This window comes from Aquirufa salirivi (assembly GCF_045310485.1).
GTDB classification, from domain to species: domain Bacteria; phylum Bacteroidota; class Bacteroidia; order Cytophagales; family Spirosomataceae; genus Aquirufa; species Aquirufa salirivi.
The window spans coordinates 72,848-96,167 of record NZ_JBEWZH010000005.1; the positions used below are offsets into that span (position 1 = coordinate 72,848).

The following is a 23,320-nucleotide window of genomic DNA, read 5'->3' on the forward strand; positions in this document are numbered from 1 at the left end:
TTTAAGAGGTGATCAAAAAATATTTGCGCAAATTCCACCTTTGGCTCGGTTTAATAACCGGGCTATTGGTATTTATCATATCCATAACGGGTTGCTTGTATGCTTTTCAAAAAGAAATTCAGGATTTTACTGACGAATATCGATTTGTGTTAAAAGAAAACAAAAGGATTCTGCTACCAAGTGAAATTCAACAAATTGCTCATAAAGAACTGCCTGATAAAAATGTACACTCGATTAAATATTACAAAGACAATCATTCGATAGAGGTAACATTCTACCATCGAGATCCTTTCTACTATTACATCATGTACATCAATCCCTATACTGGAATGGTGTTGCATACGCAAAATATGGAAGAGGGTTTTTTTCCCTTCATACTAAAAGGTCATATGTATTTATGGCTACCACAAGAAGTGGGGAGGGTGGTCGTGTTACTAGTTACACTACTATTTTCCATCATCGTATTAAGTGGATTTATATTATGGCTTCCTAAAAACTGGCACATACTCAAAAAGCGGATTTGGTTCAAATGGAAAGAAAGTACAAAATGGAAAAGAAAAAATTGGGATATTCATGGTATCATAGGCTTTTACTCCCTCTCCTTTTCACTTATGTTTATCATAACGGGGTTGGTTTGGGTTATGCCAAATTTTGCCATTTGGTATCATAAAGCCTTTGGCGGGGAAAAAAGCATGGTTTATGAAGAGCCTATATCTCGACATATGACTCCTGTCACAAAGCAGCCATTAGATGCTATATTTCATCAATATTACTCTTCTGGAGCTCATTTCGCGCACATTGAATTGCATCCTCCTGAGACCGAAAATTCTAGTATTTCGGTGGTGATAAATCCAAGTTATGAAACTTACTGGAAGGCTGATTATGTCTATTATAATCAGTTTTCACTTAAAGAGATTCGGGTAAATCATATTTGGGGGCACTATCGAGATGCCTATGCTGCGGACAAACTATTGCGCTTAAATTATGATATACATGTAGGTTCGGCATTAGGTTTAACTGGAAAGATACTTGCCTGTATCATGAGTTTACTGATTGCATCTTTACCTGTTTCAGGTGGCTTAATTTGGTATGGTAGATGGCGAAAAAAATCTCCTAATAGGTAATTTCCTCATTTTTAGACTCCCCAAAATGGTAAACCTAAAGAAGTGGATAAAACATTTCTTTCCATAAGAAATCTCTATTCCCCCAATTTTAAAATCCCCTATGTTTACTTCATCAGGGATAAAAAATCTGTACCATGATCCCAATTACCTCACATTATTTAATCGTAAAATTAGATTCATTTGAAGGATGAATAGGATGTAATTCCGTATATTTTCAAGATTATAATTAGTTCTCTGCGCAAGTGTTGAACTACGCTAATATTTAGTATTACATAAATCTAAACTCGATCAAAAAGGGGCTAGCGCTCATTAAATAGTTGATTCAAAAAATTAGTACGTAATTTCAATGTCAAGACCTCATGAATAAAGTAGTTAAATCTCTCATCTATATTTCTTCTGCATTAATTGGGATATATGCTTTTTTCGCATACGCTTTTCTTGAACTAGGAAACGCTGTTCACCCATCCATGAAAGTCAACTTTAATGCGCATGCACTTGGGATATATGCTCATATATTCCCATCCATTATAGCATTAATTTTAGGCCCTTTTCAATTCAATGAAAAATTTCGAATGAATCATATTCATGTACATCGAAAACTAGGTAAAGTCTATTTACTGTGTGTCTTCCTGGGTGGTTTTTCTGGATTATATATGGCACAATTTTCCTTTGGGGGAATGATTTCACATGTAGGGTTTTTCCTATTGGCCATTTTATGGATAACTTCTGGATTTTATGCCTATTCTTCCATTGTTCGTAAAAAGATTCAAGCACATAAAGACTGGATGGTCGTCAACTTTTCACTTACTTTTGCTGCCGTCACATTACGAATTGGACTTGGAATTGGCTTTGCCATTGGTTTGCCTTTTGAATTATTCTATCCCTATTTAGCTTGGTTTTGTTGGGTTCCAAACCTCCTTATTGCTTTGATGATAATAAAAAAAGACTCCGCACTCCAAATCACTTGATTATAATTAGGGGAAGCCCTCAAAAATGAGGGCTTCCCCTTTAATTTTACTTTCAAATCTTCCTTTATTTCGTAGGTAAGATCATATTAATATCTGTCCATAAGTTAATTTCCTTCATCCATAGCATCAATTCAAATTTCTCTTGGGGTTTGCATGAGAGAAGTCCATCATTGGGTCGCTATTTTTTCTTCCAATTTCAAGAAATCTCTATAGCTGCATTTTTAAGTAATTCGCGATTGCTTTTAAAATGCTCTTAAACCTATGAGAACTAATTTTTTGACTGCGCTAAACGCATTTTTAAAAAAGATCTACCCTTCTGATTTCATGAAAGAATTCCCTCTAAATACATGAATGGAGACCCTTACTCCAAAATAATTCGTAAATTAAAAATTATATTTCCTCTATTAATAGTCATAAATCCAAATAACCATACCTCATGAAAACAAAAGTCCGATTTATTACCATGTATTCTGTTGGCCTTATTAGTTTCTTGTCTATATCTGTTTTTACCTCACAGGGACAAGAAATGGCAAATGTCAGAAGAGCCGTTATCGTCTCTCCAGAAATTGGAGAAAAAACGGTCACATTTCGCATTTCTGCTCCCAAAGCAAAATTGGTCAGGCTTTATGGCTCATGGATGAAAAGCTTTGATTCTTCTACGAACATGCTGAAAGACTCGGTGGGAACTTGGACCGTGAAAATTCCAACTCCTTCTCCAGAGTTATATACCTATCATTTCATTGTAGATGGCATGACTGTCAATGATGTAAATAACATCTTTTTACAGCGTGATGGCGTTCGGTATTTAAGTGTTTTATTAGTTCCGGGAAAGACTACGAGCAATTATTTTGAGGCAAATCAACGAGGAAATTTGAAAAAAGTATGGTATGATTCTCCCACCATTGGTAGTAATAGACACATGTATGTGTATACTCCCTATGGTTATGAAACATCCAATCAAAACTATCCAGTCCTTTATTTACTACATGGCGGTGGCGGAGATGAAGATGCATGGAGTACGATGGGAAGGGCTGTTCAAATACTAGATAATTTAATTGAAAAGAAATTAGCCGTTCCTATGATTTGTGTCATGCCTAATGGGAATCCTGGCCAGAAGGCGGCCAAAACGTTGTTATTGGATGAAAAATTATATGATCGAAATGACCCCGCTTTTCAAAATTTATACATTACTAGTATAGTAAAAGACATCATTCCTTATGTAGAAAAGAATTACAGAGCTATTCCTAACGCCGATTCAAGGGCAGTAGCTGGACTCTCCATGGGTGGAGCTCATACCATCAGTGTTAGTAATGAATTCCCAGGAACTTTCAATTACATCTGTCCACTTAGTATTGGTGTTCGAACTATTACACCAGAATTTGAATCTAAACTTCAAGGAGTAAAAAAAGCCGGTTATAAATTGTATTGGTTTGCTTGTGGAAATGAAGATTTCCTTTGGGAAATAGCGAAAACAACCGAGGCCTCTCTAAGCAAAAATGGAGTAGAACATACCTTTTTTGTTTCCCCTGGTGGGCATACTTGGTCTAATTGGAGAATCTATTTAAATACATTTGGTCCATTACTTTTCAAATAAATTGAATCCAACTGGACACATTTAAACATCGAAAACATGAACAAGAAATACATACTTTCATTTCTATTATTATTCCTCGTTATCGCTTCTTATGCACAAGAGCTAGCCAATTTTGCTGGACAAAAACCCATCATTTCACCAGAAATAAAAGAGCAAGAGGTGATTTTTAGGATTTCAAATCCATATGCAGATACGGTTAAATTATATGGCTCTTGGATGGAAAAACCTTCCCAATCGGTATTAATGAAAAAAGATAAGTTGGGCCTTTGGTCTACCAGTATTCCCAAACCAAAATCAGAATTATATACCTACCATTTTATCGTCGATGGCCTACCGGTAACAGATGCCACCAACATTCTCATGCAACGTGATGGTACTCGGTATTTAAGTGTATTGCTCATTCCTGGGGATTTGGCAGCTAATTACTTTGAAGCCAATTCCAGAGGTAATTTGTCGCAAGTTTGGTATGATTCTCCTACTATAGGGGTTAACCGAAGAATGTTTGTGTATACTCCTTTCGGATATGAATCCAACAAAGAGAAATATCCCGTGCTTTACTTATTACACGGTGCTGGAGGTGATGAAGATGCCTGGAATACCATGGGGCGCACTTGTCAAATTATGGATAATTTGATCGAAAAAGGGTTGGCAAAGCCAATGATAGTCGTCATGCCCAATGGGAATCCGGGTCAACAAGCCGCCAAAACTTCCATGTTACCCGAAAAAACCTTTGATCGTAACGATCCAAAAATTGCGGACTTGTATGTGAATAGCATAGTAAAAGACATCGTTCCCTACATCGAAACGAATTATAAAGTCATCGCCAACCCAAAATCTAGAGCCATAGCAGGACTTTCTATGGGTGCTGGCCATACGATCCGAGTTAGCAATTTAAATCCTGGTTTCTTTAGTTACATCTGTCCATTAAGTAATGGAATTAGAATAGCGGATGAGAAAGCGAAGGCTGACTACAATCTTCAATTTCAAAATTTGAAAAAAGCGGGTTACAAACTGTACTTCTTGGCCTGTGGCGACAGCGACTTCTTAATTGAGCCCGCTAGATTATTAGATAAAACCTTAACAGAAAATGAACTTAAACATACCTTTTTTGTGAATCCTGGAGGACATACGTGGTCTAATTGGAGAATCTATCTAAATACATTTGCTCCTCAGCTATTCAAATAAATACACACACCTAATCTACACACACATGTGGATTAGGTGTTTACACCGTATGTGGGGAAAACTTTTAATATCATTTAGAATACGTTCTCCATCTAGATGTTTCTGAGTGATTATTTGATATTTTACAAGAAAGAAATTTTCAATTGCACATGGTAATTACATCGAAAAACCACGAAGAATCATTTAAATTATTAAACCTAAAAGTGCAGAAATAGATCCCAAAAAATATTACCATGAAAGCCTACACGATAAATCGCTACAGCAAAGAAGATAAACTTCAATTGGCTGAAGTTCCTCAGCCTAAAGCGAAAAACCACGAAGTGTTAATTCAAATACATGCATCAAGTATTAATCCCTTAGATTTTAAACTTAAACATGGGGAATTTAAACTATTCATGCCTTACCAATTTCCATTGATCTTAGGCCATGATTTTGCAGGAACCATTATTGAAATCGGCCCCCAAGTCAGTCTTTTCAAAGTCGGTGATGAAGTTTTTGGCCGTCCAGCCGATTATCACATTGGAACTTTTGCTGAATATATTTCAGTCCATGAAAATGATATAGCTTTAAAACCCAAAGGCATTTCTTTTGAAGAAGCAGCTTCTTTTCCCTTGGTAGCTTTAACCGCTTGGCAAGCAATCATTGAAAAGGCCCATCTAAAAAAAGGACAGAAAATCTTTATCCAAGCCGGGTCGGGTGGTGTAGGAACCTTTGCCATTCAATTGGCAAAACATATGGGAGCCATGGTGGCTACAAGCACCAGTGTCGCTAATTTTGACTTAGTGAAAAGTTTAGGGGCAGATGTTGTGATTGATTATAAAACACAAGATTTCGAAACGATCCTCCAAGACTACGATGTGGTTTTGAACAGCCAAGACAATAAAACACTTGAAAAATCGCTACGAATATTAAAACCAGGAGGAAAAGTCATTTCCATTTCAGGACCACCCGATCCGGCTTATGCAAAAGAATTCAATCTATCCTGGATATTTAAACTGATTATGTTTTTTTTGAGCAACAAAATCAGAAATCAGGCAAAGAAACTACAGGTTGATTATTCCTTTCTATTCATGAAAGCTAATGGCCAACAATTGGCAGAAATGGGAAATTTGATTGAGTCAGGAGTCATACGTCCTGTGGTAGATCAAGTTTTTTCATTTGACCAAGTAAATGAAGCAATGGAGTATGTTTCCAGTGGGCGTACAAAAGGAAAAGTGGTGGTGAAAGTCCTTTAACCTTCTAGATTGAGTCACATAAGATTGACGTGACCGTGTCAAAAGCTATTACTTGCAACTACGGTGTTTTAAATAATTGAATGGTGTAATCCAGAAGTTCTCTTCCGCCTGTTTTACCATGCCCCGGAATAACGAGTCGAACATCAGGATAAGTCTGTTTTATTTTCTCCACCGTACTTGACCAATCACCCACATTAGCATCACCCAAATACCCTTTTGTGGCTTCTAATTCTTTTATTAAACAACCCCCAAAGAGTATTTTTTCCTTGGGAAAGTACCCTACCACATTATCCTTGGTATGTCCTTCTCCAAAAAATGTTACCGTGGCAAATGTATTTCCAAACTTCAAATTTTGGGAATCTTTAAATCCATTTTGAGGAGAAATAACTTGGTTTGCTTTTGTTAATTCTATCGTACTAAAATTCCCATAGGAAGGAATTTTTTTCTCATGAAAAGATGCTAATCCCCCCAAACAATCGTCATGAAAATGGGTGGGGATAATGGCAATTATGTTACATTGAAGTTTTTCCTTGATGTATTGAATTAAGGCATCAGCCGATTTGTTATTGGTTGGAGTATCGAATACCACCACTTCTTTGGAATCCCTTATGACCAAGCCGTTACAAGGAACTTTTCCGAAATCATTCGTTTGTAGAAAAGATGTATGTACAAATGCATTCTCAGAAATTTGAATAATCCACAAATCTTCTGAATGATATACTTCAATAGGCTCAAATGATTCTGAAGTCACAGGGCTTTGCGCATACAAATTTCCACAGAACAATAAAGTCAAAGCAAGAAGTACTTTTTTCATCAATATAATGCCACTAAAATTAACGTATTCTTAAAAATTAAAGATACACTTTTTACAAATCTTAAAAGTTAAATGGCTTTTACAAATCATTCCACGCTTTCACACTCCTATTCATTTAATACTAATAAAATTCCACATTAATACCTCAAGCCCCAATATGGATTTCGTAAGCCTTTGATGGATTCTTTAATGAAATCAGCAATGATTTTATTGTATTCCGCATCCGAGATTTTCTTACCTTTTATTTTCTTCAAATTGAACTCGTTTGTTAATTTTTTAAATTCGATTTTGCTGGCAATAATGGTCACGTCTCCGTCATTAATATCCAATTCCAAGATTAAACCTGGAAGGCCAAAATAGCGTTCTGGGCCCGCTTGAACAGGAATGTCTTGCGCAAACCAAGCCGTAATTGTTTGCTTTTTCACGGTATCTACCGTCACCGCTTTCATACAAATATAGCCCGCCACTTCTTTAATTTGATTCAAGATTTTCCAATTGGGGGCATGCAATGAGTCATCCACCACATAGGTCTTTCCAAGTAAATCAAGGTAGTCCGTAGAATGTTCAGTAGCAAAATTCTTCGTTAAGAAAAAAGTCTCTTTTCGGCCAGACCACCCCTGCTCAGCATTTTCCTCTCCTTGCATATACAAGCTTTGGTTTTCATTAAATGCCAAGGTCATTTTTTGTTTCCAGCCTTCATCTGAGCTTCCCCATGTCAACTTAACTCGATCCTTTTCCTCAGCACTTAAATATGTTAAGCGAGTCACAATATTGGCCCAAAAAGTCGTCCGTTCGTAATGAACCATTCCTTCCTTTTTTCCTTCTTGAGAGAAGGATGAAAAAGAAATCAATATCAATAAAAATCCTATTTGCTTCATCTTTTATCTTTTACGAATGGGGGAGCTTAATCCACGCATATTGTAGGTATAACTCAACATAACATATTGGGATAGCGTTTGGGTTTTCTCAAAACTCACAAAGTTTTGAAAAGCAAATTGATTCACCCCCAGATTCTTTTTAAATACATCGTACACGGTCAATCGAATTTCTGATTTTTGTGCCTTCCCAAAATATTTGAATACAGAAACGTTCAAAATAGGCATTTCTTGGTACAAACTTCTTGTCTTATTTTCATACACTTTGTAATCTAAATTATAAGACAAGAAGGTGTTCTTGCCAAAATTAACTGTTAATTCAGACCCAAACTGATTATTGCGAATGGTTTGCTCTGGCAAAGCTGATTTATCGTAGCTTGTATTGTTCAAACCGAATCTAGCATTCATATAAAACGTGATTCGATCATTCGGGGTAAAAGAAATACGTGCCCCCAAACTACCTGCATTGGTATTTGTATTAGACAAAACATCATTCAAAAAGAGTGGGTTTTTTGCCAAATTAAAATCCGCGTTAATATTCATTGTACTCACTGTTTTTTTCAAGGGAAAACCGAATCCAAAATAGCCAACATAACTGTCTCCACCAGAAATGTTCAAAGGCTTTGTCAAAACAACACCACTCGAATTGATACTTTGACTATAGACCACTTGATTTACATTATAATTATATGAAAGATTCGTATATAGATTTAAAAAATTTGCTGCATCAAATAAATTAAAACCAGAACTCAATGAGTGATTAATGCTTGGTAATAAATTCGGATTACCTACTCGTAAAAACAAGGGATTGCTATTGTCTACAATGGGCTGTAAATCCCTAATACCCGGTTCTTGAACAGATTTATCATATGAGAAAAATAAATAGCGATTATTCTTTAATTCTAAGTCAAGCCCTACCTTAGGAATCCATGCAAAATAATTTAAATCTATATTGGCTAAATTCGGGGCAGAAGCAGATTTTCTAAAATCCCCACTAAGGTTAAACTGTTGCGCTGCTAAACCTACGGTTATATTCACCCCGTCCTTTGAATAGCGCAGGCTAGAACCTAATCGATTATAAGTTAAATTATTGTCATAATATCGGCTTAAACTGTCATTTCTAATGTCTATCCCATTGGTACCTCGATCTGCAAGATCTCGGTTTAAACGGTTACTTTGAAAACTTGTATTAAAAAAAGATTCCCAATAAAATGCCTTCGACAAAGGCTCTACAAAAAAGAGACTTGACTTAATTTGTGTCTTATTTGAGAAGTTGTTTGTCAATTGATCAATTGCCTGAATCGAATCCCGCAATGTTGTTGCATGTAAAAATTGGCTAATTGATTTTTGAGTAGACGACCCATCAGAATTAGCCAAGTTATACCCAGCACTTGCTGAAAAACTTCGTCCACTTTTAGCAAATTTATGTCGAAATATCGCCGTATTTTGTAATGAAAAAGACTGTTGTTCACTTCCATTTACCAATTTTGTTTGGCGTGGATTAAGATTATTTTGAACCAATAATTGTTGAAAAATTCGGCTGTTTTGATCTGCGTTTCCAAACGATAATTTACCATTACTTATTAAAATAAGTGTATTCAACGTATCGATTGATTTCTCGTATCGCATACTCATCCGATGATTTCCAGAAAACGTTCTCTGGCTGGATGTATCTGCGGAATTTTGTGTTTTATCTTGAAAAAAGCGTTGGGTACTCGAGATTTTATCTATGAAACGTTCGGATTGATTGAAGTAGTAATTCGAACTGAATTTGGTCTTTTTGGTATCATAATTGTAATTGGCTCCACCCGAATAATTCTTTGAAAAACCATCCCGTCTGCCGCCAATGGGAATCCCCATTTGATCGTCTCCATCATCAAAAGAAAAGTAACGTCCGTTACCCGAAAACCCAAAATCTGCCTCATTTCCCCAAGAAAAAGCTTGACTGCCTCTGAAATCCTGGTAATCATCAAAAGACATTCCCGTTTGATTCGTGTTATTACCTAATCCAATCAAAGACAGTTGGTTTTTTGCATCAAATTTATTGTAATTTCCCTTTACCTCATTTCTTCCTTCCGTAGCAATACCTCCTGTAATTTTGCCAAATCCCCCCTTTTTATGGCTTTCCTTTAACTCTAGGTTAATCGTTTTCTCCTTTTTCCCATCGTCAATGCCCGTCACTTTAGCCGCCTCTGTTTTTCCATTAAATACCTGAACCTTTTGAATCGCATCCGCAGCTATATTTTTAGTCGCCAACTTCGGATCAGATCCGAAAAAACTTCGCCCATCTACCGTCACTTTTTTCACACTTTGGCCTTGTGCCCGGATACTTCCATCTGCCTCAATCTCCATTCCTGGAAGCTTTCTTAACAAGTCTTCAACTGTTGCCCCTGGTGGCACTTTAAAAGAGGCCGCATTATATTCAATTGTATCTCCCCGAATACTCAAAGGTGCTTTCGCTGTCCTGACTACCACTTCAAACAATTCCTTGGAAATGGGCTTCATTATCAAAGCCCCTAAATCAATCATCGCTTCTTGGTCCGGCTTCACATCTACTTGCAAGGGAACATAACTCACATAAGAGGCTTTCAATATATAAGGCTGGCGCTTTACACTCTTGAATTCAAAAATTCCTTGGTCGTTTGCACGACCAAAATTCACCAAGGAGGAGTCTTTGGGTAGCAACAACATCACCGTTGCCTGCGACAAAGGATGACCACTAGTATCTACTAATTTTCCATGAACTTGGATGCGATTTTGACCAATTGCAACAAAACTGAGTAGTAAAAAGACAATAGATGCGAATGATTTATACATGTAGATTTTAGGCATATGCTAAAAATACGTATTTAAAAAAATATCAAAATGCATTAAATGATGAATGGTTAGCAACAAACTGATATTCCAAATTTCATTTCCTGATTTGATAAATATACATTTACTACTTTGCAAAAGGCGTAGTAAAACTTCCCAAGGTCTAATATGATAAACTAAATGTGTATTGACTATTTCCGTAAATCATACCTTGAATAGCATAAACTCCAGAACAGAAATGTAGATTCCATAATTTGAGATGGTCAAACTCCTACAATAAATAATTTGATTCAACGATTATAATAAAAAAGCAATTGACTAAAATTGTAGCTTAGTGGGGATAAGATTCTTTTTACTCAACAAACCTACGCGGTTTTAATCCACGAATCACAAGCGATTAGTCGTAAAAAACCCCTTAAAAATACGTATAATTTAAAACAACATAAGCTCTGTAATAGCATGATAGAAAAATTATCTAACAAATTTGAAGCTAAAGATGACACATTCAAAAAAGCTCAATATGATATGTGTCAAGCTTATGCAAATGGATCTATTGGTGTCATCGTTTCGGGACTCATTTGGCTTATTACTTCATTTATATCACATCAATATTCACCAAGTAAAGCCATTGGGACACTCTTTTTCGGAGGTATGTTCATTTTTCCTTTAAGCATGCTCCTTTGTAAGTCCATTGGACTAAGTGGGACACATACAAAAGGAAATCCCTTGGGGAACTTAGCCATGGAAGGAACAATCTTGATGATGATGTGCTTACCACTTGCATTGGGACTTTCTATACAACAAAAAGAATGGTTTTTTCAGGCAATGCTATTAATTATTGGTGGTAGATATTTAACCTTTGCCACAATCTATGGCAAAAAGGTTTATTGGATTTTGGGTACTCTTTTAGGAATTTCGGCCCTCATATTATTTAAATTAAAAGTTCAATCTTTGGGCTCTCTGCTGACAGGCTCTTGTATTGAAATTTCTTTTGGACTTTTTATGTTGATATCATTTCGTCGTGACAACAAAAAAAGCCAGCAATTCTACTAATTTTCGCATATGCTCCACCATATTTTGATAGAATATAAAACTATAAAAAGTTAAATTTCTTGCAATGCTTCAGGACGTTAACCTAAGATTTTAACTTCCTTCCTATTAATATAAGTACATGGCAACGGACGGCTTTTTAGTATTCTGTATCTCCCTCAAATCATTCTTACTTCGTATTTAGAATGCACAATATACCACATCTTAAAGATTCCTTATTGGGGATTAACTTGCGAAATATTGCAATGGATTTGACAATCTATAGCAGTAATTCCAAACAAACGACTATGAAATAATTGCTCAAAAAACGACAAATGGATAAGAGAGTAAAATTTGACTTCGAGATATACTTTACGAATGGAGGAAGCATCAAAGGCGAGGATTTTCGGCTTGATATATTGGGCGACAATATCTCAGACAAAGAACTTTCGGACTATATTATAGAAGATTTAAGACTTCTAATGGTAGGAGAAGCCAAAATCTTGAATAAAAAAATATTGATTGAGCCTCATAAAAGAAAACCCATTAATCCGAAAATAGATATTGACTTATTCATTGATTTAAGCCACACCATAAAACATGGACTTGTAACCTATAAAGGATTACCAGCACCCATTATTTGCGATTATTTAAGCAGAGAGAATTCAAAACAATTTTACGCAGAAGGAACAACTTTTCAAATTGGTAAAATTGAAATGGTCACAAATACAGGTACATATATTGATTGTCCATTTCATAGGTTTGAAAATGGAAAAGATCTTTCGGAAGTTGAATTAGCTAGTTTTACAGACCTTGATGCCATTGTTATTCACATTCCTTTCACCGAAACATTAGAAATAACAAAAGACCATTTAAAAAGCTACGAAATCAGAAATAGAGCTGTTCTAATTCATACTGGTTGGGACAGTAATTGGAATACCGAAAAATATTATGAAAATCATCCCTATTTGACAGAAGATGCAGCGATATACCTAAAAGATTGTAGCGTTAAATTGGTTGGCATTGATTCTCATAATATTGACAATACATCAGGAAAAACAAGACCTGTTCACACGACACTTTTAGGAGCAGAAATTTTAATTGTCGAACATCTTTGTAATCTTAATCTATTACCTCAATACGATTTTACATTTAGTGCGATTCCGCCCAAATTTAAAGGCGTTGGTACATTTCCTGTTAGAGCAATGGCTAAGCTGAAAAAAAATCTAGCGAAATGAAATCGTTCTTTAGTTTAACTTTTAATACCGTGAAGAAACCCAATGCGACTACATTTATAAACATGGATTATAAAAGAAAAAGCCATCATGACTGATGGCTTTCCTGTTTGTTCCCTTACCAGGAGAAATGTTGCAGCCATCTATATCGGTAAAACTATCTAAATTGGTCTAACAGTAACTTTTTGTAAGGTTCGTTGATTTTCTCAATATATAAAATAAATAAGCTCCGAGGGAGGCCCTCGGAGCTTATACTAACCAAATCATTAATTTAAAAAATCTACCTATTATTCCCTTTTAAATGATCGTACCCTTGTGGTAATCGTGTATAACCATGATGTACAATTCTATCGGCTAACACACCATAATATTCTTCGTTTTCAGGAAGCGATGTTCCTAAACCATCCACATACCGATTATACAAACAAAATAAAGCGGCAATCAATACCGTATCATGAATCTCTATATCAGTGGCTCCAGCCACTTTTGCGCGCGTAATTGAATCCACTGTAACCGACTTCCCGCTTTCGCGTGTTTGTTTCGCAATAGTTAATAATGCCTTCATCTTTTCACTTACAGGGGCTGTTTCTATATCGGTCTTTACACAAGCCGCAGTTTCTGATTCTCCCGCTAATAAATCAGCTGCAGCAGTATGTGCTGTAGTACAAAAAACACATTGATTTCCATGTGAAACGACCGTAGCAATAAGTTCTCGTTCTGCCTCTGATAATGATGACGGACCTCTCAATAATACCTGTGTAAGATCGCGAATAGGTTGTGAGGTATCTTTACTATATTCCAATAATCCTGTAATCCCTGGTAGGTGGCTCTCTAATTTAATATATGGCATCGCTTTTCTATTTATAAACACTTGCTGTATAACCTTCTTCTGCACGCTGTGGTGCTCTATTAATGTAAAACTGTCGATCTTCGGGAGCCAAAGTCGCTAGTCCATCCACATATCGATTAAACATACAGAAAGATGCTGCAATTAATACAGTATCATGAATCTCCAAATCTGAAGCACCTTCTATTTTCGCTAATTCAATTTGATCATGGGAGACATGCTTTCCTCCTTTTTGAACACTTCCTGCAATGGTTAATAATGCCTTCATTTTAGCGGTGATGTTCTGATTTATAAAGTCTTTCTTTATTGCATCTATTTCTTCTATGTTACATCCCAAATAGTGGCCAGCTATTGCTCCATGTACATTTTGACAAAAAAAACAATCATTTAAATATGAGACATAGGTTCCTATAAGCTCTCTTTCTCCTCTAGTTAAGGAATTGTCCCCTCTTAATAATACTTCAGCAAGTGCATTTAAAGGCTTTTCTGTCAAAGGACTAAATGCCATCAATCCACGAATTCCTGGAAGCTCATTTCCTAAATCTATATGTGCCATCTTATGAATTATTAGGGGGTAATACGTATCCTTGAACCATCCGTTTTCCCATTTCTTTATACTCTTCTGAATTTGTAGGTGTTAGGCTAGCTAATCCATCAACATACCGATTAAACATGCTGAAAGAAGCTGCGATCAATACGGTATCATGAATCTCCTTATCCGTTGCGCCTAGTCCACGAGCTACATCAATATCATCTTGCTTTACTTCTTTCCCCAAAATCTGAACCTTCCCTGCAATTTGGAGTAAGGACTTTAATTTAGGACTGATATTTGATGCGTCTAAATCATTCAACACATCATCAACAGTTGCGTCGCCTTCTCCGTATAAACATCTGGCTGCAGCAGCATGACTGCTACTACAAAAAACACATTCATTCCGCCTTGAAACATAGGCAGCCATTAATTCCCGCTCTGCTTGAGTTAAGGTCGAATCACCGCGAAGCAATACCTCTGCTAACGCATACAAATGCTGACCTGTTTCAGGCCTGAACATGACCAAAGATCTAATCCCCGGTACTCCGTCTGGTACGTTAATATGTGCCATATTTTATTTCAAATTTGTAGATGATTTATCATCCTTAACAACAAAAAGTGTTACTAATAATCCCAAAACAAAAACAAGTGAAAAAAGGAAAATGGCGTTCCCATAACCCCCTAAACCTGTTACCAAAACTCCAATAAATAATACGGCAGAACCTGTAAATAATCTTCCAACATTAAAACAGAATCCCGTGGCTGTTGCTCTAATTGCCGTAGGAAAAAGCTGTGGAATGTAAGAAGAAAGAACCCCTTGGCTAGCCCCAAAAAACAAGGCCATAATAACAATTTCAACATATACGATATTTGTAACAGTAGAATTAGTCTTAAAAAGAACAAATGACATTACGGTGCAAACAGTAAAACAAGATAACATTGACTTCCGTAAACCAATTAACTTCACTAACCATCCTGATAAGAACCCTCCTGCTAATCCTCCCATACCTAAAAACATCATGCTTAATCCTCTTTCTTTAGGTGCATCATATACCATTAAACTTTGAATCCAGGTAGGCATCCAAGAAAAAATAGCCCACAGTCCAATTAACATGGATCCAAATAATAAAGAGCCTATTATTACTTCTTTTCGATTTTCTTGAGCAAATACGTTATTCAAAGCGAATACTGACGCCTTTTGTTTTTGCAATAACCATTCCTCTGATTCTTTTATAATAAACAATCCAAGAACAGCCATTAATAAGGGTATTAATCCAATTAAAAATCCTTGATGCCAATCTGGCAAAACAACATTAATTGCACCTGCAGCAAAAATACCAATCGGAAAAGCAATGGATAAAATTCCTAACATGACCGCATTGTTTTTCTTTGGCCATATTTCACTAATAAATGTAGTAGCTACCACCATCTCACCACCTACACCAAAACCACTCATAACACGACAAAGAACCAAGCCCTCCCAAGATGTCATCAAACCTGTCAAAATCGTAAATACACCATATCCTGCAATAGAATAAACTAATGCCTTTCTCCTTCCAATCCGATCACTTATTACGCCCCAAGTAAAGCCTCCAATGGCCCAACCAAAAATGAAGAACGCATTAATAACGCCACTAATGTTGTTCAATTGATTTGGGGCTATATCTCCCTGTAAGTCTTTAATGACCACAGGGAGGTAAACCGATATTAGGGTGGAAACGGAGCCCCCTAGTACATTACTTATAAAGCATAGGACGAATACCACTGCCAAATAATTGGTGTATTTACTTGTTTTCGACATCTCTAAATTCTTCATTGTTATTTTAATGGATTATCGTAAACCAAAGAGATGTAATAAATACCACCAATAGCTGGAGAGCCATAAGATTGCGAAACGTGATTATTAAACAAATTGCTAGCACCTAATTTAATCGTAACATTTTGTTTTGGCAGTTTCTTATTAATCTGAACGTCAACTAATGAATACGCAGGGATTGTACCTGGTCTGTTTCCATTAAAAGTACCATACCAATCAAATTGACTTTGCCAGTGCAGATTTACGTTGAATCCATAATTGCTGCCCCCAATATTTGCATTACCAAAATTCAAATTCGTGCTATATTCAGGTGTATTAAATTGAGCAATATTATTTACGTTTGCGCTACCTAAATTAAAATTTGAGTTAGTTAAGTTTCCTCCTAAAACATAGCCTTTATCTAGTAAATAGGTTAGACCTAAACTGAATCCTTGTGCAGAAACCTCATCAGATGCATTCGTATATAATTGGTATGCATTTACTGATCTAGCCGCCACTTGGTACGCAGCTCCAATATTGGGTTTTCCATCTGATCCTAAAACAGGTGCAGCAGGTTGAATAACTACCGTATTTAAGATAAAATCGGTGTACCAGCTTTGGTAATAGTTAAGGTCTATTAATAGTTTTCCATTTACAACCCCTTTATAGCCTAATTCAAATGCCTTTTGTTGCTCTGGTTTAATATAGGCTACATTTGCTTTAACCAATAAATCCTTATTAGCCGCAATAGCAACTGGAGGAGAAGTTCCTGCACCAATTGCCGCTCCTACCGCATTTCCAAATGCATTTACTGAATTAGCCATGTAACTGTTTTCATAAACATTCATCCCTGCACTATTATTTGGTGCACCACCCAAAATCGTAATTGGCCCTACATTCAACTTAATAAACTGGTCAACAGGTGTTGGATTACGGAAACCGGTTTGATAAGATGCTCTAAAGTTATGTAATGGTGTTACAGAATAAACCCCTGAAAAACGAGGTGTGGAATTCCCTTGGAAGTTTTCATTCTTATCATAACGAAGTGATGCGGCTAGTTTTAATTTTTCATTAAACAACTTTTTGCTTGCTTGCACAAAACTACCCCACTCTAAAATACTAATTGGATTCTTTGCATCATCGAATAAACTTCCATTTGTAAACATGCTGTATTGACGAACACTACCACCTACTAATAAGTCAACAAACTTGATGTCTTTGCTCAAATCATATTGTCCATCTGCATGATAAAACTTACTAGCACTAAATACGCCTGCTCCACTTAATCCATAATTGTGTATTGAAGCATCTTTCGCCGCTTCAAAGGCCATAGTTCCTGGTGCTAATCTACCTCTATCTGCAAAGGCACGAGCCGCACTATTATCGTTTGCAGAAACACTATTTACAGTACCCTTAAACGCTGCTTCATAACGAGTAAACCACATAGCATCAGCATTTGCAGGAGAAACAACTTGTCCATTTAAATCCTGAACCCATGTACGGTTAATGAATTGTCCTAATGAGCGCGTATTATATGAATCATTTGAGTTTTCTTGAACGGAGTATCCACGAATGAAGAAATTACTTCCACGAAGTTCTAAACGATGAGTTTGAAGTGTAAAGTTATTTAAATCAAAACGACTACTTCCTGTATAACTAGCTGTGCCTTGTCCAAAATTATATTGATAGACAGCCTCCAGATTTTTGCTGATTTTATATTGCAACGCACCATTAAGTTTGAAGCTATATACACCATAATTCATTAAATCCTTTTCTTCGTATCCTGTACGATTAACTACTCCTACTCCAGCAATATTTTTAGTCACCTCATCGCCATAAATATTTAATGCATCTCTAGCCGGATTATTTGGTCCACGATTTGCTCCTGGAATAGAGGCATTAACATCCGTATAATTATTCGCATACCAATCTGTACCCGCCAAATAAGACACATTAACCTTAAATGCAATCTTATCATTAAATGATTTAGCAAAACGAAAAGCAAAATCATTTAGTCCTTTAGGATCTGAAAAAACCTCCCCAACATGATTTAAACCACTTTTGATTGAAAAAGATAAGCCTTGATATTTAAATGCATCCTTTGTTTTAATAGATAATAACCCATTAAATGCCACAGGTCCATAAAGCGCAGAAGCTGCACCTGGAATCACCTCAGCTGATTCAACATCTAAATCAGATGCACCAAATTGATTACCCACTGCAAAATTTAATCCCGGAGTTTGATTATCTACCCCATCCACCAATTGTAAAAAACGCGAATTTCCAGTCGTATTAAAACCACGTGTATTAATCTGCTTGTATGTGATACTGCTTGTAACTGCTTCAAGTCCTTTTAAATTAACTAAACCATCATAAAACGTAAATGACGGATTTTCTTTAATCGCTTTATTGCTCATTTTTTCAATACTTACCGGAGATTCTAATATATTTTGATTTACCCTGGTGGCTGAGCTTACTACCTCAGTAAGAAGTATTGATTTAAACGCCAAAACAATACTAATCGATTGGTTTTCTGAACTAATAGGTACTTCAACAACGCCATACCCGACTGCTGATATTGTAATCGTAAATGGAATTTTTACATTACTAACCGCTAACTCAAATTCCCCTTTTGCATTAGTGCTTACTCCTGTAGAGGATCCCTTCACGCGAATGCTAGCACCAGGGATGCGCTCATTCGACTCAGAAGATGTAACGATACCCGAAATTTTAACCTTTTGGGCAAATAATTGAACTGTAGAAAATAAGAATAGTATGAATAAAAACTTTTTCATTGTATAAAATCTGTTTAAACGCTTAATAAAAGTCGATTAAATAGACATGATTATGCCCTAGAAATTAAAGAGCACGATTCATGCGAATCGAATTAATAATCCGAAACTGAAAATCGACAAAGAGAATATTACAAGACTGTAAATGCCTTACAAAATCAAGAAAAGAAAATTAAGCGTGCCTAGGAGGCGAGAAAAAGTCAGACGAAATGTCTTGAGTAGGTAAGATAGAATGGATGGAATTAGGTCTTTCAACCGGCCATTCAATGATATAAAATACCCATGAAGAAACTTGAGCACAATATTCCTTGACTAAGATATTAATAAGTTTTGTTTTAGCAGGAGCGGATCCTGGTTCGTCTTTCAAATGCTCATTTACCTTTTCAGCGAAATCCAAAAAGTTGTCCCGCGCATTCTTGTCCTTCACCATCACCGTAACCAATGTATCATTGACGACTTTTCTCTCCTTCATCTCATAGAATTCATCTCCTTGTCGCACTGACCCTGAAACCTCTTCAGCAGAAGTCCAATCCGTTTGATACGGTAGATTGATCGGGATTTTTACAACGACTGTTTCTGTGGATGAGTCAATAATAGATGATTCATTCGATAAATACTGCAATGCAAAGCCCCCTGCCTGATAAAGCAGCACACCAAATAGCACTATTGCAAGTATTTTTTTCATTTCTCTACTAAATTAATGAGTTTTATATGACTCTTCCAAATTTAATTTAGAATTTTAGATTCATTAAAAATTCTACTTTTGATCATAAATTGATTCTGAAAAGCCAAAATACTAACATGACTATGAAATTTCTTTTCTTTATTGGCATCGTCGGAATCATCTTATTTGAGATTTTAAATGTGTTCTTTATTATGCCTATGCCTGGATCACAGAGCATAAATAGTATTGAACTTGCATTTTTTCTTTACACAAATCGATGGATATTTCGTTTTGGCTTTCTCATTTTAAGTGTTGCAGGGGCATATCACACATTCGTTTTCAACAAGATGATATTCTTTTTTGCACTAGCAATCAGTATTACAACCTTCTATGTATTAAATTTTGTCATGGCGGCTGATGCAATGTTTTATCAACCTAAGAGTCTTCTACTCGTTGAAGCCAAAAGCAATAAAATCCCGCTCGATCGGCTGATCATTGGTGTTAATATAGAAGGCGAATCAAAAGCATATCCTATTTCACTCATTGGCTATCATCACCAAGTTCGAGATAAAGTGGGAGATAAAGAGATCATGGTTACTTACTGTACAGTATGTAGAACAGGACGAGTATTTGAGCCAAAAGTGAATGGGAAATTGGAGGTATTTCGATTAGTTGGCATGGATCACTTTAATGCCATGTTTGAGGATAAAACTACAAAAAGTTGGTGGAGACAAGCGAATGGAGAAGCATTAATAGGGCCATTAAAGGGTACATTATTGCCAGAAATCCAAGCGCAACAAATGTCCCTCGCTATGTGGTTAAAGCTTTATCCCAATTCTAAAATCATGCAACCTGACCCAGAATTTAAAGAAAATTATGATTCTACAGGTAAATACGAGACAGGAAAATCCAAAAAGGAATTGACAGGAACAGATTCTCTATCTTGGAAAAGAAAATCATGGGTGGTAGGAATTGAAATTGCGCACAAGAGCATTGCAATCGATTGGAATCGATTAAAAAAAGAGCGCATAATACAACTGGAGCTAGCAAATAAACCCATCTTACTCGTGTTAGCAAACGACAACAGGAGCTTTTTCGCTTTTGAAAGACCTAACAAACAAAGTAGCTTTGTCTTTAAAGGGAATAAGCTATTTGAAAACAACCAAGTTTATAATTTAAAGGGACAAGCTCTCTCTTCGAATTTGACACTTAAACCCATTGCTGCTCATCAGGAGTTTTGGCACAGCTGGGAAACGTTTCATCCAAATACCGCCAAGTATTAAGATAAAACACAGCATTCGAACTAAAGTATTATAGAGAGTGCATGTATGTTTAATTACAAATGAGCTAGGTATACCAAAATGTTTGTAAAAATTCCACCCCTATAAACTAAATCAGTTTCTTAATGGACAATGATACACCAAAATGCATAGCATCATGTACAGAAAAGAAATTTATAGCATCATTTATATTATTTAATTCAAACCCGTATGATGTAGTATAAGTTTTAAAATTGTCAAACAATTTAGTATTCATGTCTTTTTCCAATTCGTCCATTAAAGTAAGTGAAAGAACTTTTAATTGTTGTATTTCATCATTTCCAATGAAGCTTTCTGGCTTAGTTCCTTTCTTATATTTATCAATAAATTCCTGTCCAATTTTTGGCAATACACCTGAAAGAACGTAACAAAGTATTTGTTGGCTAGCTACAATATGCCCCAAGTTCCATGCTATATTGTTATTAAAGCCATCAGGAATTTTGTTTAGTTCATCAATAGACAATGGCTCAATTAAATTTAAAAAATTATGTCTTGTTTGCTTGATTAAGTTGAGTTGATAGGTCATTTTTCTAACAGAAATTTTATTAAATATAATAAAAAAGATGCAACACTCTTAACTCTCTGATAGACTAAGAAAAAGCCATCATCTCTGATGGATTTCCCGTTTGCTCCCTTATTAGGAGAAATGTTGCAGCCTAAATTGTCTTTAATGAATTGCTTACTTTCCGAAAAGTAAAATATCACAATGCTTCATTACGCTGAAAAGCAAAAGTCAAAAATACTTTCCCACTAGGTAATATGTTCTCCTCCGTCTCTATTGCTTGAAGACCAAAATTACTCATGGCATTCGAAACAATGGATTTTTTGGGGTGATACTTAATAAGGTAATTTGAGTGAGCCGATTTAACATCTGCAACTTCCATCCGGTATTAATGTGTTTCAAGTGATTTTCTAAATAATCCAAGGAAGCCTTATTCCAAAGGGTATTTGACTGATTGATAATTTCAATTTTACCCATTTTTTGACCGTTTTGATAGAACATAAAATAGGGCTAATAGCTCTACATTTTTCATACAAATAACATGAATATTAACATGTTAATAACTGTCATGTAGAAATAGGCTAGCAAAGACCTTCCAAAAGACATTTTATCAAAAAATTGACAATAACACCAATACATCAACAAAAAGTCGACCATCTGTGAAATTGACATATAAATCATCACATATTTAATGTCTAAATCATTCGATAGATACATAAATGGTATTACCAATATCGCCACTAATAAAACTAATCCGCGATAATATGTATTTAAAACCAAATGTTCTGCAAAATTAAACCCTTGCCTTTGGAAAGCCCAGAAAGAGGCAATTGATGTAGTGACAATTAAAACGATTGTCGTGTAAGTCAAATGCTTTAATGTCCATTCTATCATGGACACATACATTCTGAGTACAGAATCCATTGATTGACTATCAACTGAAATAAAAAATAAGTTTTTACTTAGTAATCCATAGACCGTTGCAATGATAATTACAAAAGAAAATGGTTTAAAATGAGATGCTCGTTTTCCATTGATATAATCTTTAATTGCATATCCAGGACGGAAAAGCAATTGTTTGATGGTGTAAAAAATACCTTGATCAAAATGCAAAAAACCATGCTGCAAATCATGCCAAATAAAGTGCATACTCATACGATGGGTATTAGAATCTTGTCCACAATTAGAACAAAATTTTCCATTTAGTTCTTGTTGACAATTCTTACACCTTTTATTTGTAATGTTCATGAAAACTAATTTCTGAAAAAATTTGCGACAAAAAATGGCGAATCAACGAATTGTTCGATTCATTTTGATTTTGATCCAAGCATACTCTACCCAAAGTATCCCATTAGGGGTTTTCATCATGTCCCATATTTACTAACAAAGAAAAGGCCCATTAGCTTAACCAACAAAGTTGACAAATGGAAGAAATTAGTATAAATTATAAACAAAAAATTCACCATTTCTGATGACTTTCTTGTTTGCTCCCTCTCCAGATGGAAGTTGCCACCAAATCCTTCAAAAAAACAGTCCTTATAATTTAGAAAGATTTTCCAAATCATTTAAATCTTTAGCTCTTCCACTCATTTTCTTATTCCTTTTTAGGTCATTTATATGAATTACTTTCATTGGAATTTCTTCAAACACGGTATTCAACGCATTATTATAAATTTCTTGAAAAGTAAACCCAGAGATTTCTTTCAACATCTCAATACACACAGGAGGTCGTCCAAATGTATACACATTAATTTGGGATTGATGTAGAAAGGAATCTTCGGTCATGTCAAAAAGAGGCATTTGAAATTGTTCAAATGCTTGAGCCAATTTATGGTAATTACTTTTTGAAACTTCTACAAATATATCTAGATCTCCTGTTGTTCTAGGGAATCCATGATAGATAACAGAATATCCTCCAACTAGGACATACTTGACTTCATTTTTATTCAAAGCCAATAAAAAATCTTGAAAATCTGGATTAAAAATATTCCCCATG

The 23,320-nt window shown here is 35.6% G+C and carries 21 protein-coding genes; 8 read left to right on the forward strand and 13 right to left on the reverse strand.

Going from position 1 to position 23,320, the window contains the following annotated elements:
• The first annotated feature begins 8 nt into the window (after window positions 1–8).
• From U0R11_RS08100 to U0R11_RS08120, 5 genes are all read left to right on the forward strand, one after another.
• A complete protein-coding gene (locus U0R11_RS08100; protein WP_406751205.1) occupies window positions 9–1,124 on the forward strand; it encodes a PepSY-associated TM helix domain-containing protein in 1,116 nt (371 codons plus the stop codon).
• A gap of 359 nt (window positions 1,125–1,483) precedes the next feature.
• Window positions 1,484–2,092, forward strand: a complete 609-nt coding sequence (locus tag U0R11_RS08105; RefSeq protein ID WP_406751206.1) for a DUF2306 domain-containing protein — start codon at window positions 1,484–1,486, stop codon at window positions 2,090–2,092.
• Window positions 2,093–2,528: 436 nt separating this feature from the next.
• A complete protein-coding gene (locus U0R11_RS08110; protein WP_406751207.1) occupies window positions 2,529–3,686 on the forward strand; it encodes an alpha/beta hydrolase-fold protein in 1,158 nt (385 codons plus the stop codon).
• Between the two features lie 36 nt (window positions 3,687–3,722).
• Complete coding sequence (locus U0R11_RS08115) at window positions 3,723–4,871, forward strand: esterase (protein WP_406751208.1); 1,149 nt, start codon at window positions 3,723–3,725, stop codon at window positions 4,869–4,871.
• Window positions 4,872–5,104: 233 nt separating this feature from the next.
• Entirely contained in the window at window positions 5,105–6,106 is a 1,002-nt protein-coding gene (locus U0R11_RS08120; RefSeq protein ID WP_406751209.1) for an NADP-dependent oxidoreductase, read from the forward strand.
• Window positions 6,107–6,164: 58 nt separating this feature from the next.
• Here U0R11_RS08120 and bla read toward each other — a convergent pair whose 3' ends face one another.
• The 3 genes from bla to U0R11_RS08135 all read right to left on the reverse strand — a co-directional run bounded on the left by bla (window position 6,165) and on the right by U0R11_RS08135 (window position 10,627).
• A complete protein-coding gene (bla, locus tag U0R11_RS08125) occupies window positions 6,165–6,920 on the reverse strand; it encodes a subclass B1 metallo-beta-lactamase (protein WP_406751210.1) in 756 nt (251 codons plus the stop codon).
• A 137-nt stretch (window positions 6,921–7,057) separates the two neighbouring features.
• On the reverse strand, window positions 7,058–7,798 hold the full coding sequence (locus U0R11_RS08130) for a GLPGLI family protein (protein WP_406751211.1): 741 nt from the start codon (window positions 7,796–7,798) through the stop codon (window positions 7,058–7,060).
• A gap of 3 nt (window positions 7,799–7,801) precedes the next feature.
• Window positions 7,802–10,627 (reverse strand): outer membrane beta-barrel protein, encoded by a 2,826-nt coding sequence (locus U0R11_RS08135; protein ID WP_406751212.1) that lies wholly within the window; start codon window positions 10,625–10,627, stop codon window positions 7,802–7,804.
• 441 nt (window positions 10,628–11,068) lie between these two features.
• Between U0R11_RS08135 and U0R11_RS08140 the strand changes: the two genes are divergently transcribed.
• Together U0R11_RS08140 and U0R11_RS08145 are read left to right on the forward strand one after the other, a co-directional pair.
• Complete coding sequence (locus U0R11_RS08140; protein WP_406751213.1) at window positions 11,069–11,662, forward strand: DUF7010 family protein; 594 nt, start codon at window positions 11,069–11,071, stop codon at window positions 11,660–11,662.
• Between the two features lie 311 nt (window positions 11,663–11,973).
• Window positions 11,974–12,876 carry a cyclase family protein gene (locus U0R11_RS08145; RefSeq protein WP_406751214.1) on the forward strand — a complete coding sequence of 301 codons (903 nt, stop codon included), beginning with the start codon at window positions 11,974–11,976 and terminating at the stop codon, window positions 12,874–12,876.
• 277 nt (window positions 12,877–13,153) lie between these two features.
• Here U0R11_RS08145 and U0R11_RS08150 read toward each other — a convergent pair whose 3' ends face one another.
• From U0R11_RS08150 to U0R11_RS08175, 6 genes are all read right to left on the reverse strand, one after another.
• Complete coding sequence (locus U0R11_RS08150; RefSeq protein ID WP_406751215.1) at window positions 13,154–13,723, reverse strand: carboxymuconolactone decarboxylase family protein; 570 nt, start codon at window positions 13,721–13,723, stop codon at window positions 13,154–13,156.
• A 7-nt stretch (window positions 13,724–13,730) separates the two neighbouring features.
• Window positions 13,731–14,276 carry a carboxymuconolactone decarboxylase family protein gene (locus tag U0R11_RS08155; protein ID WP_406751216.1) on the reverse strand — a complete coding sequence of 182 codons (546 nt, stop codon included), beginning with the start codon at window positions 14,274–14,276 and terminating at the stop codon, window positions 13,731–13,733.
• 1 nt (window position 14,277) lies between these two features.
• Window positions 14,278–14,823, reverse strand: a complete 546-nt coding sequence (locus U0R11_RS08160; RefSeq protein WP_406751217.1) for a carboxymuconolactone decarboxylase family protein — start codon at window positions 14,821–14,823, stop codon at window positions 14,278–14,280.
• A 3-nt stretch (window positions 14,824–14,826) separates the two neighbouring features.
• Complete coding sequence (locus tag U0R11_RS08165) at window positions 14,827–16,068, reverse strand: MFS transporter (RefSeq protein ID WP_406751218.1); 1,242 nt, start codon at window positions 16,066–16,068, stop codon at window positions 14,827–14,829.
• Window positions 16,069–16,070: 2 nt separating this feature from the next.
• The gene (locus U0R11_RS08170; RefSeq protein WP_406751219.1) at window positions 16,071–18,842 is read right to left on the reverse strand and encodes a TonB-dependent receptor; all 2,772 of its coding nucleotides are present in this window, start codon (window positions 18,840–18,842) and stop codon (window positions 16,071–16,073) included.
• Between the two features lie 169 nt (window positions 18,843–19,011).
• On the reverse strand, window positions 19,012–19,491 hold the full coding sequence (locus tag U0R11_RS08175) for a hypothetical protein (protein WP_406751220.1): 480 nt from the start codon (window positions 19,489–19,491) through the stop codon (window positions 19,012–19,014).
• Between the two features lie 149 nt (window positions 19,492–19,640).
• Between U0R11_RS08175 and U0R11_RS08180 the strand changes: the two genes are divergently transcribed.
• Window positions 19,641–20,786, forward strand: a complete 1,146-nt coding sequence (locus U0R11_RS08180) for a DUF3179 domain-containing (seleno)protein (RefSeq protein WP_406751221.1) — start codon at window positions 19,641–19,643, stop codon at window positions 20,784–20,786.
• A gap of 106 nt (window positions 20,787–20,892) precedes the next feature.
• Here U0R11_RS08180 and U0R11_RS08185 read toward each other — a convergent pair whose 3' ends face one another.
• The 4 genes from U0R11_RS08185 to U0R11_RS08200 all read right to left on the reverse strand — a co-directional run bounded on the left by U0R11_RS08185 (window position 20,893) and on the right by U0R11_RS08200 (window position 23,319).
• Window positions 20,893–21,348 (reverse strand): DinB family protein, encoded by a 456-nt coding sequence (locus tag U0R11_RS08185; RefSeq protein ID WP_406751222.1) that lies wholly within the window; start codon window positions 21,346–21,348, stop codon window positions 20,893–20,895.
• Window positions 21,349–21,523: 175 nt separating this feature from the next.
• Complete coding sequence (locus U0R11_RS08190) at window positions 21,524–21,706, reverse strand: hypothetical protein (RefSeq protein ID WP_406751223.1); 183 nt, start codon at window positions 21,704–21,706, stop codon at window positions 21,524–21,526.
• A 146-nt stretch (window positions 21,707–21,852) separates the two neighbouring features.
• Window positions 21,853–22,479 (reverse strand): DUF3667 domain-containing protein, encoded by a 627-nt coding sequence (locus U0R11_RS08195; protein WP_406751224.1) that lies wholly within the window; start codon window positions 22,477–22,479, stop codon window positions 21,853–21,855.
• A gap of 381 nt (window positions 22,480–22,860) precedes the next feature.
• The gene (locus U0R11_RS08200; RefSeq protein WP_406751225.1) at window positions 22,861–23,319 is read right to left on the reverse strand and encodes a hypothetical protein; all 459 of its coding nucleotides are present in this window, start codon (window positions 23,317–23,319) and stop codon (window positions 22,861–22,863) included.
• Window position 23,320 lies beyond the last annotated feature (1 nt).

What these genes read in the sequence shown, in the direction of transcription:
- U0R11_RS08190 (WP_406751223.1), bottom strand. Translation starts at nt 21,706, where the DNA reads ATGGAAGTTGCAGATGTTAAATCGGCTCACTCAAATTACCTTATTAAG.
- U0R11_RS08195 (WP_406751224.1), bottom strand. Translation starts at nt 22,479, where the DNA reads ATGAGTATGCACTTTATTTGGCATGATTTGCAGCATGGTTTTTTGCAT.
- U0R11_RS08180 (WP_406751221.1), top strand. Translation starts at nt 19,641, where the DNA reads ATGACTATGAAATTTCTTTTCTTTATTGGCATCGTCGGAATCATCTTA.
- U0R11_RS08165 (WP_406751218.1), bottom strand. Translation starts at nt 16,068, where the DNA reads ATGAAGAATTTAGAGATGTCGAAAACAAGTAAATACACCAATTATTTG.
- U0R11_RS08120 (WP_406751209.1), top strand. Translation starts at nt 5,105, where the DNA reads ATGAAAGCCTACACGATAAATCGCTACAGCAAAGAAGATAAACTTCAA.
- U0R11_RS08145 (WP_406751214.1), top strand. Translation starts at nt 11,974, where the DNA reads ATGGATAAGAGAGTAAAATTTGACTTCGAGATATACTTTACGAATGGA.
- U0R11_RS08200 (WP_406751225.1), bottom strand. Translation starts at nt 23,319, where the DNA reads ATGGGGAATATTTTTAATCCAGATTTTCAAGATTTTTTATTGGCTTTG.
- U0R11_RS08185 (WP_406751222.1), bottom strand. Translation starts at nt 21,348, where the DNA reads ATGACCTATCAACTCAACTTAATCAAGCAAACAAGACATAATTTTTTA.
- U0R11_RS08115 (WP_406751208.1), top strand. Translation starts at nt 3,723, where the DNA reads ATGAACAAGAAATACATACTTTCATTTCTATTATTATTCCTCGTTATC.
- U0R11_RS08105 (WP_406751206.1), top strand. Translation starts at nt 1,484, where the DNA reads ATGAATAAAGTAGTTAAATCTCTCATCTATATTTCTTCTGCATTAATT.
- U0R11_RS08110 (WP_406751207.1), top strand. Translation starts at nt 2,529, where the DNA reads ATGAAAACAAAAGTCCGATTTATTACCATGTATTCTGTTGGCCTTATT.
- U0R11_RS08135 (WP_406751212.1), bottom strand. Translation starts at nt 10,627, where the DNA reads ATGCCTAAAATCTACATGTATAAATCATTCGCATCTATTGTCTTTTTA.
- U0R11_RS08160 (WP_406751217.1), bottom strand. Translation starts at nt 14,823, where the DNA reads ATGGCACATATTAACGTACCAGACGGAGTACCGGGGATTAGATCTTTG.
- U0R11_RS08140 (WP_406751213.1), top strand. Translation starts at nt 11,069, where the DNA reads ATGATAGAAAAATTATCTAACAAATTTGAAGCTAAAGATGACACATTC.
- U0R11_RS08170 (WP_406751219.1), bottom strand. Translation starts at nt 18,842, where the DNA reads ATGAAAAAGTTTTTATTCATACTATTCTTATTTTCTACAGTTCAATTA.
- U0R11_RS08130 (WP_406751211.1), bottom strand. Translation starts at nt 7,798, where the DNA reads ATGAAGCAAATAGGATTTTTATTGATATTGATTTCTTTTTCATCCTTC.
- U0R11_RS08150 (WP_406751215.1), bottom strand. Translation starts at nt 13,723, where the DNA reads ATGCCATATATTAAATTAGAGAGCCACCTACCAGGGATTACAGGATTA.
- U0R11_RS08155 (WP_406751216.1), bottom strand. Translation starts at nt 14,276, where the DNA reads ATGGCACATATAGATTTAGGAAATGAGCTTCCAGGAATTCGTGGATTG.
- bla (WP_406751210.1), bottom strand. Translation starts at nt 6,920, where the DNA reads ATGAAAAAAGTACTTCTTGCTTTGACTTTATTGTTCTGTGGAAATTTG.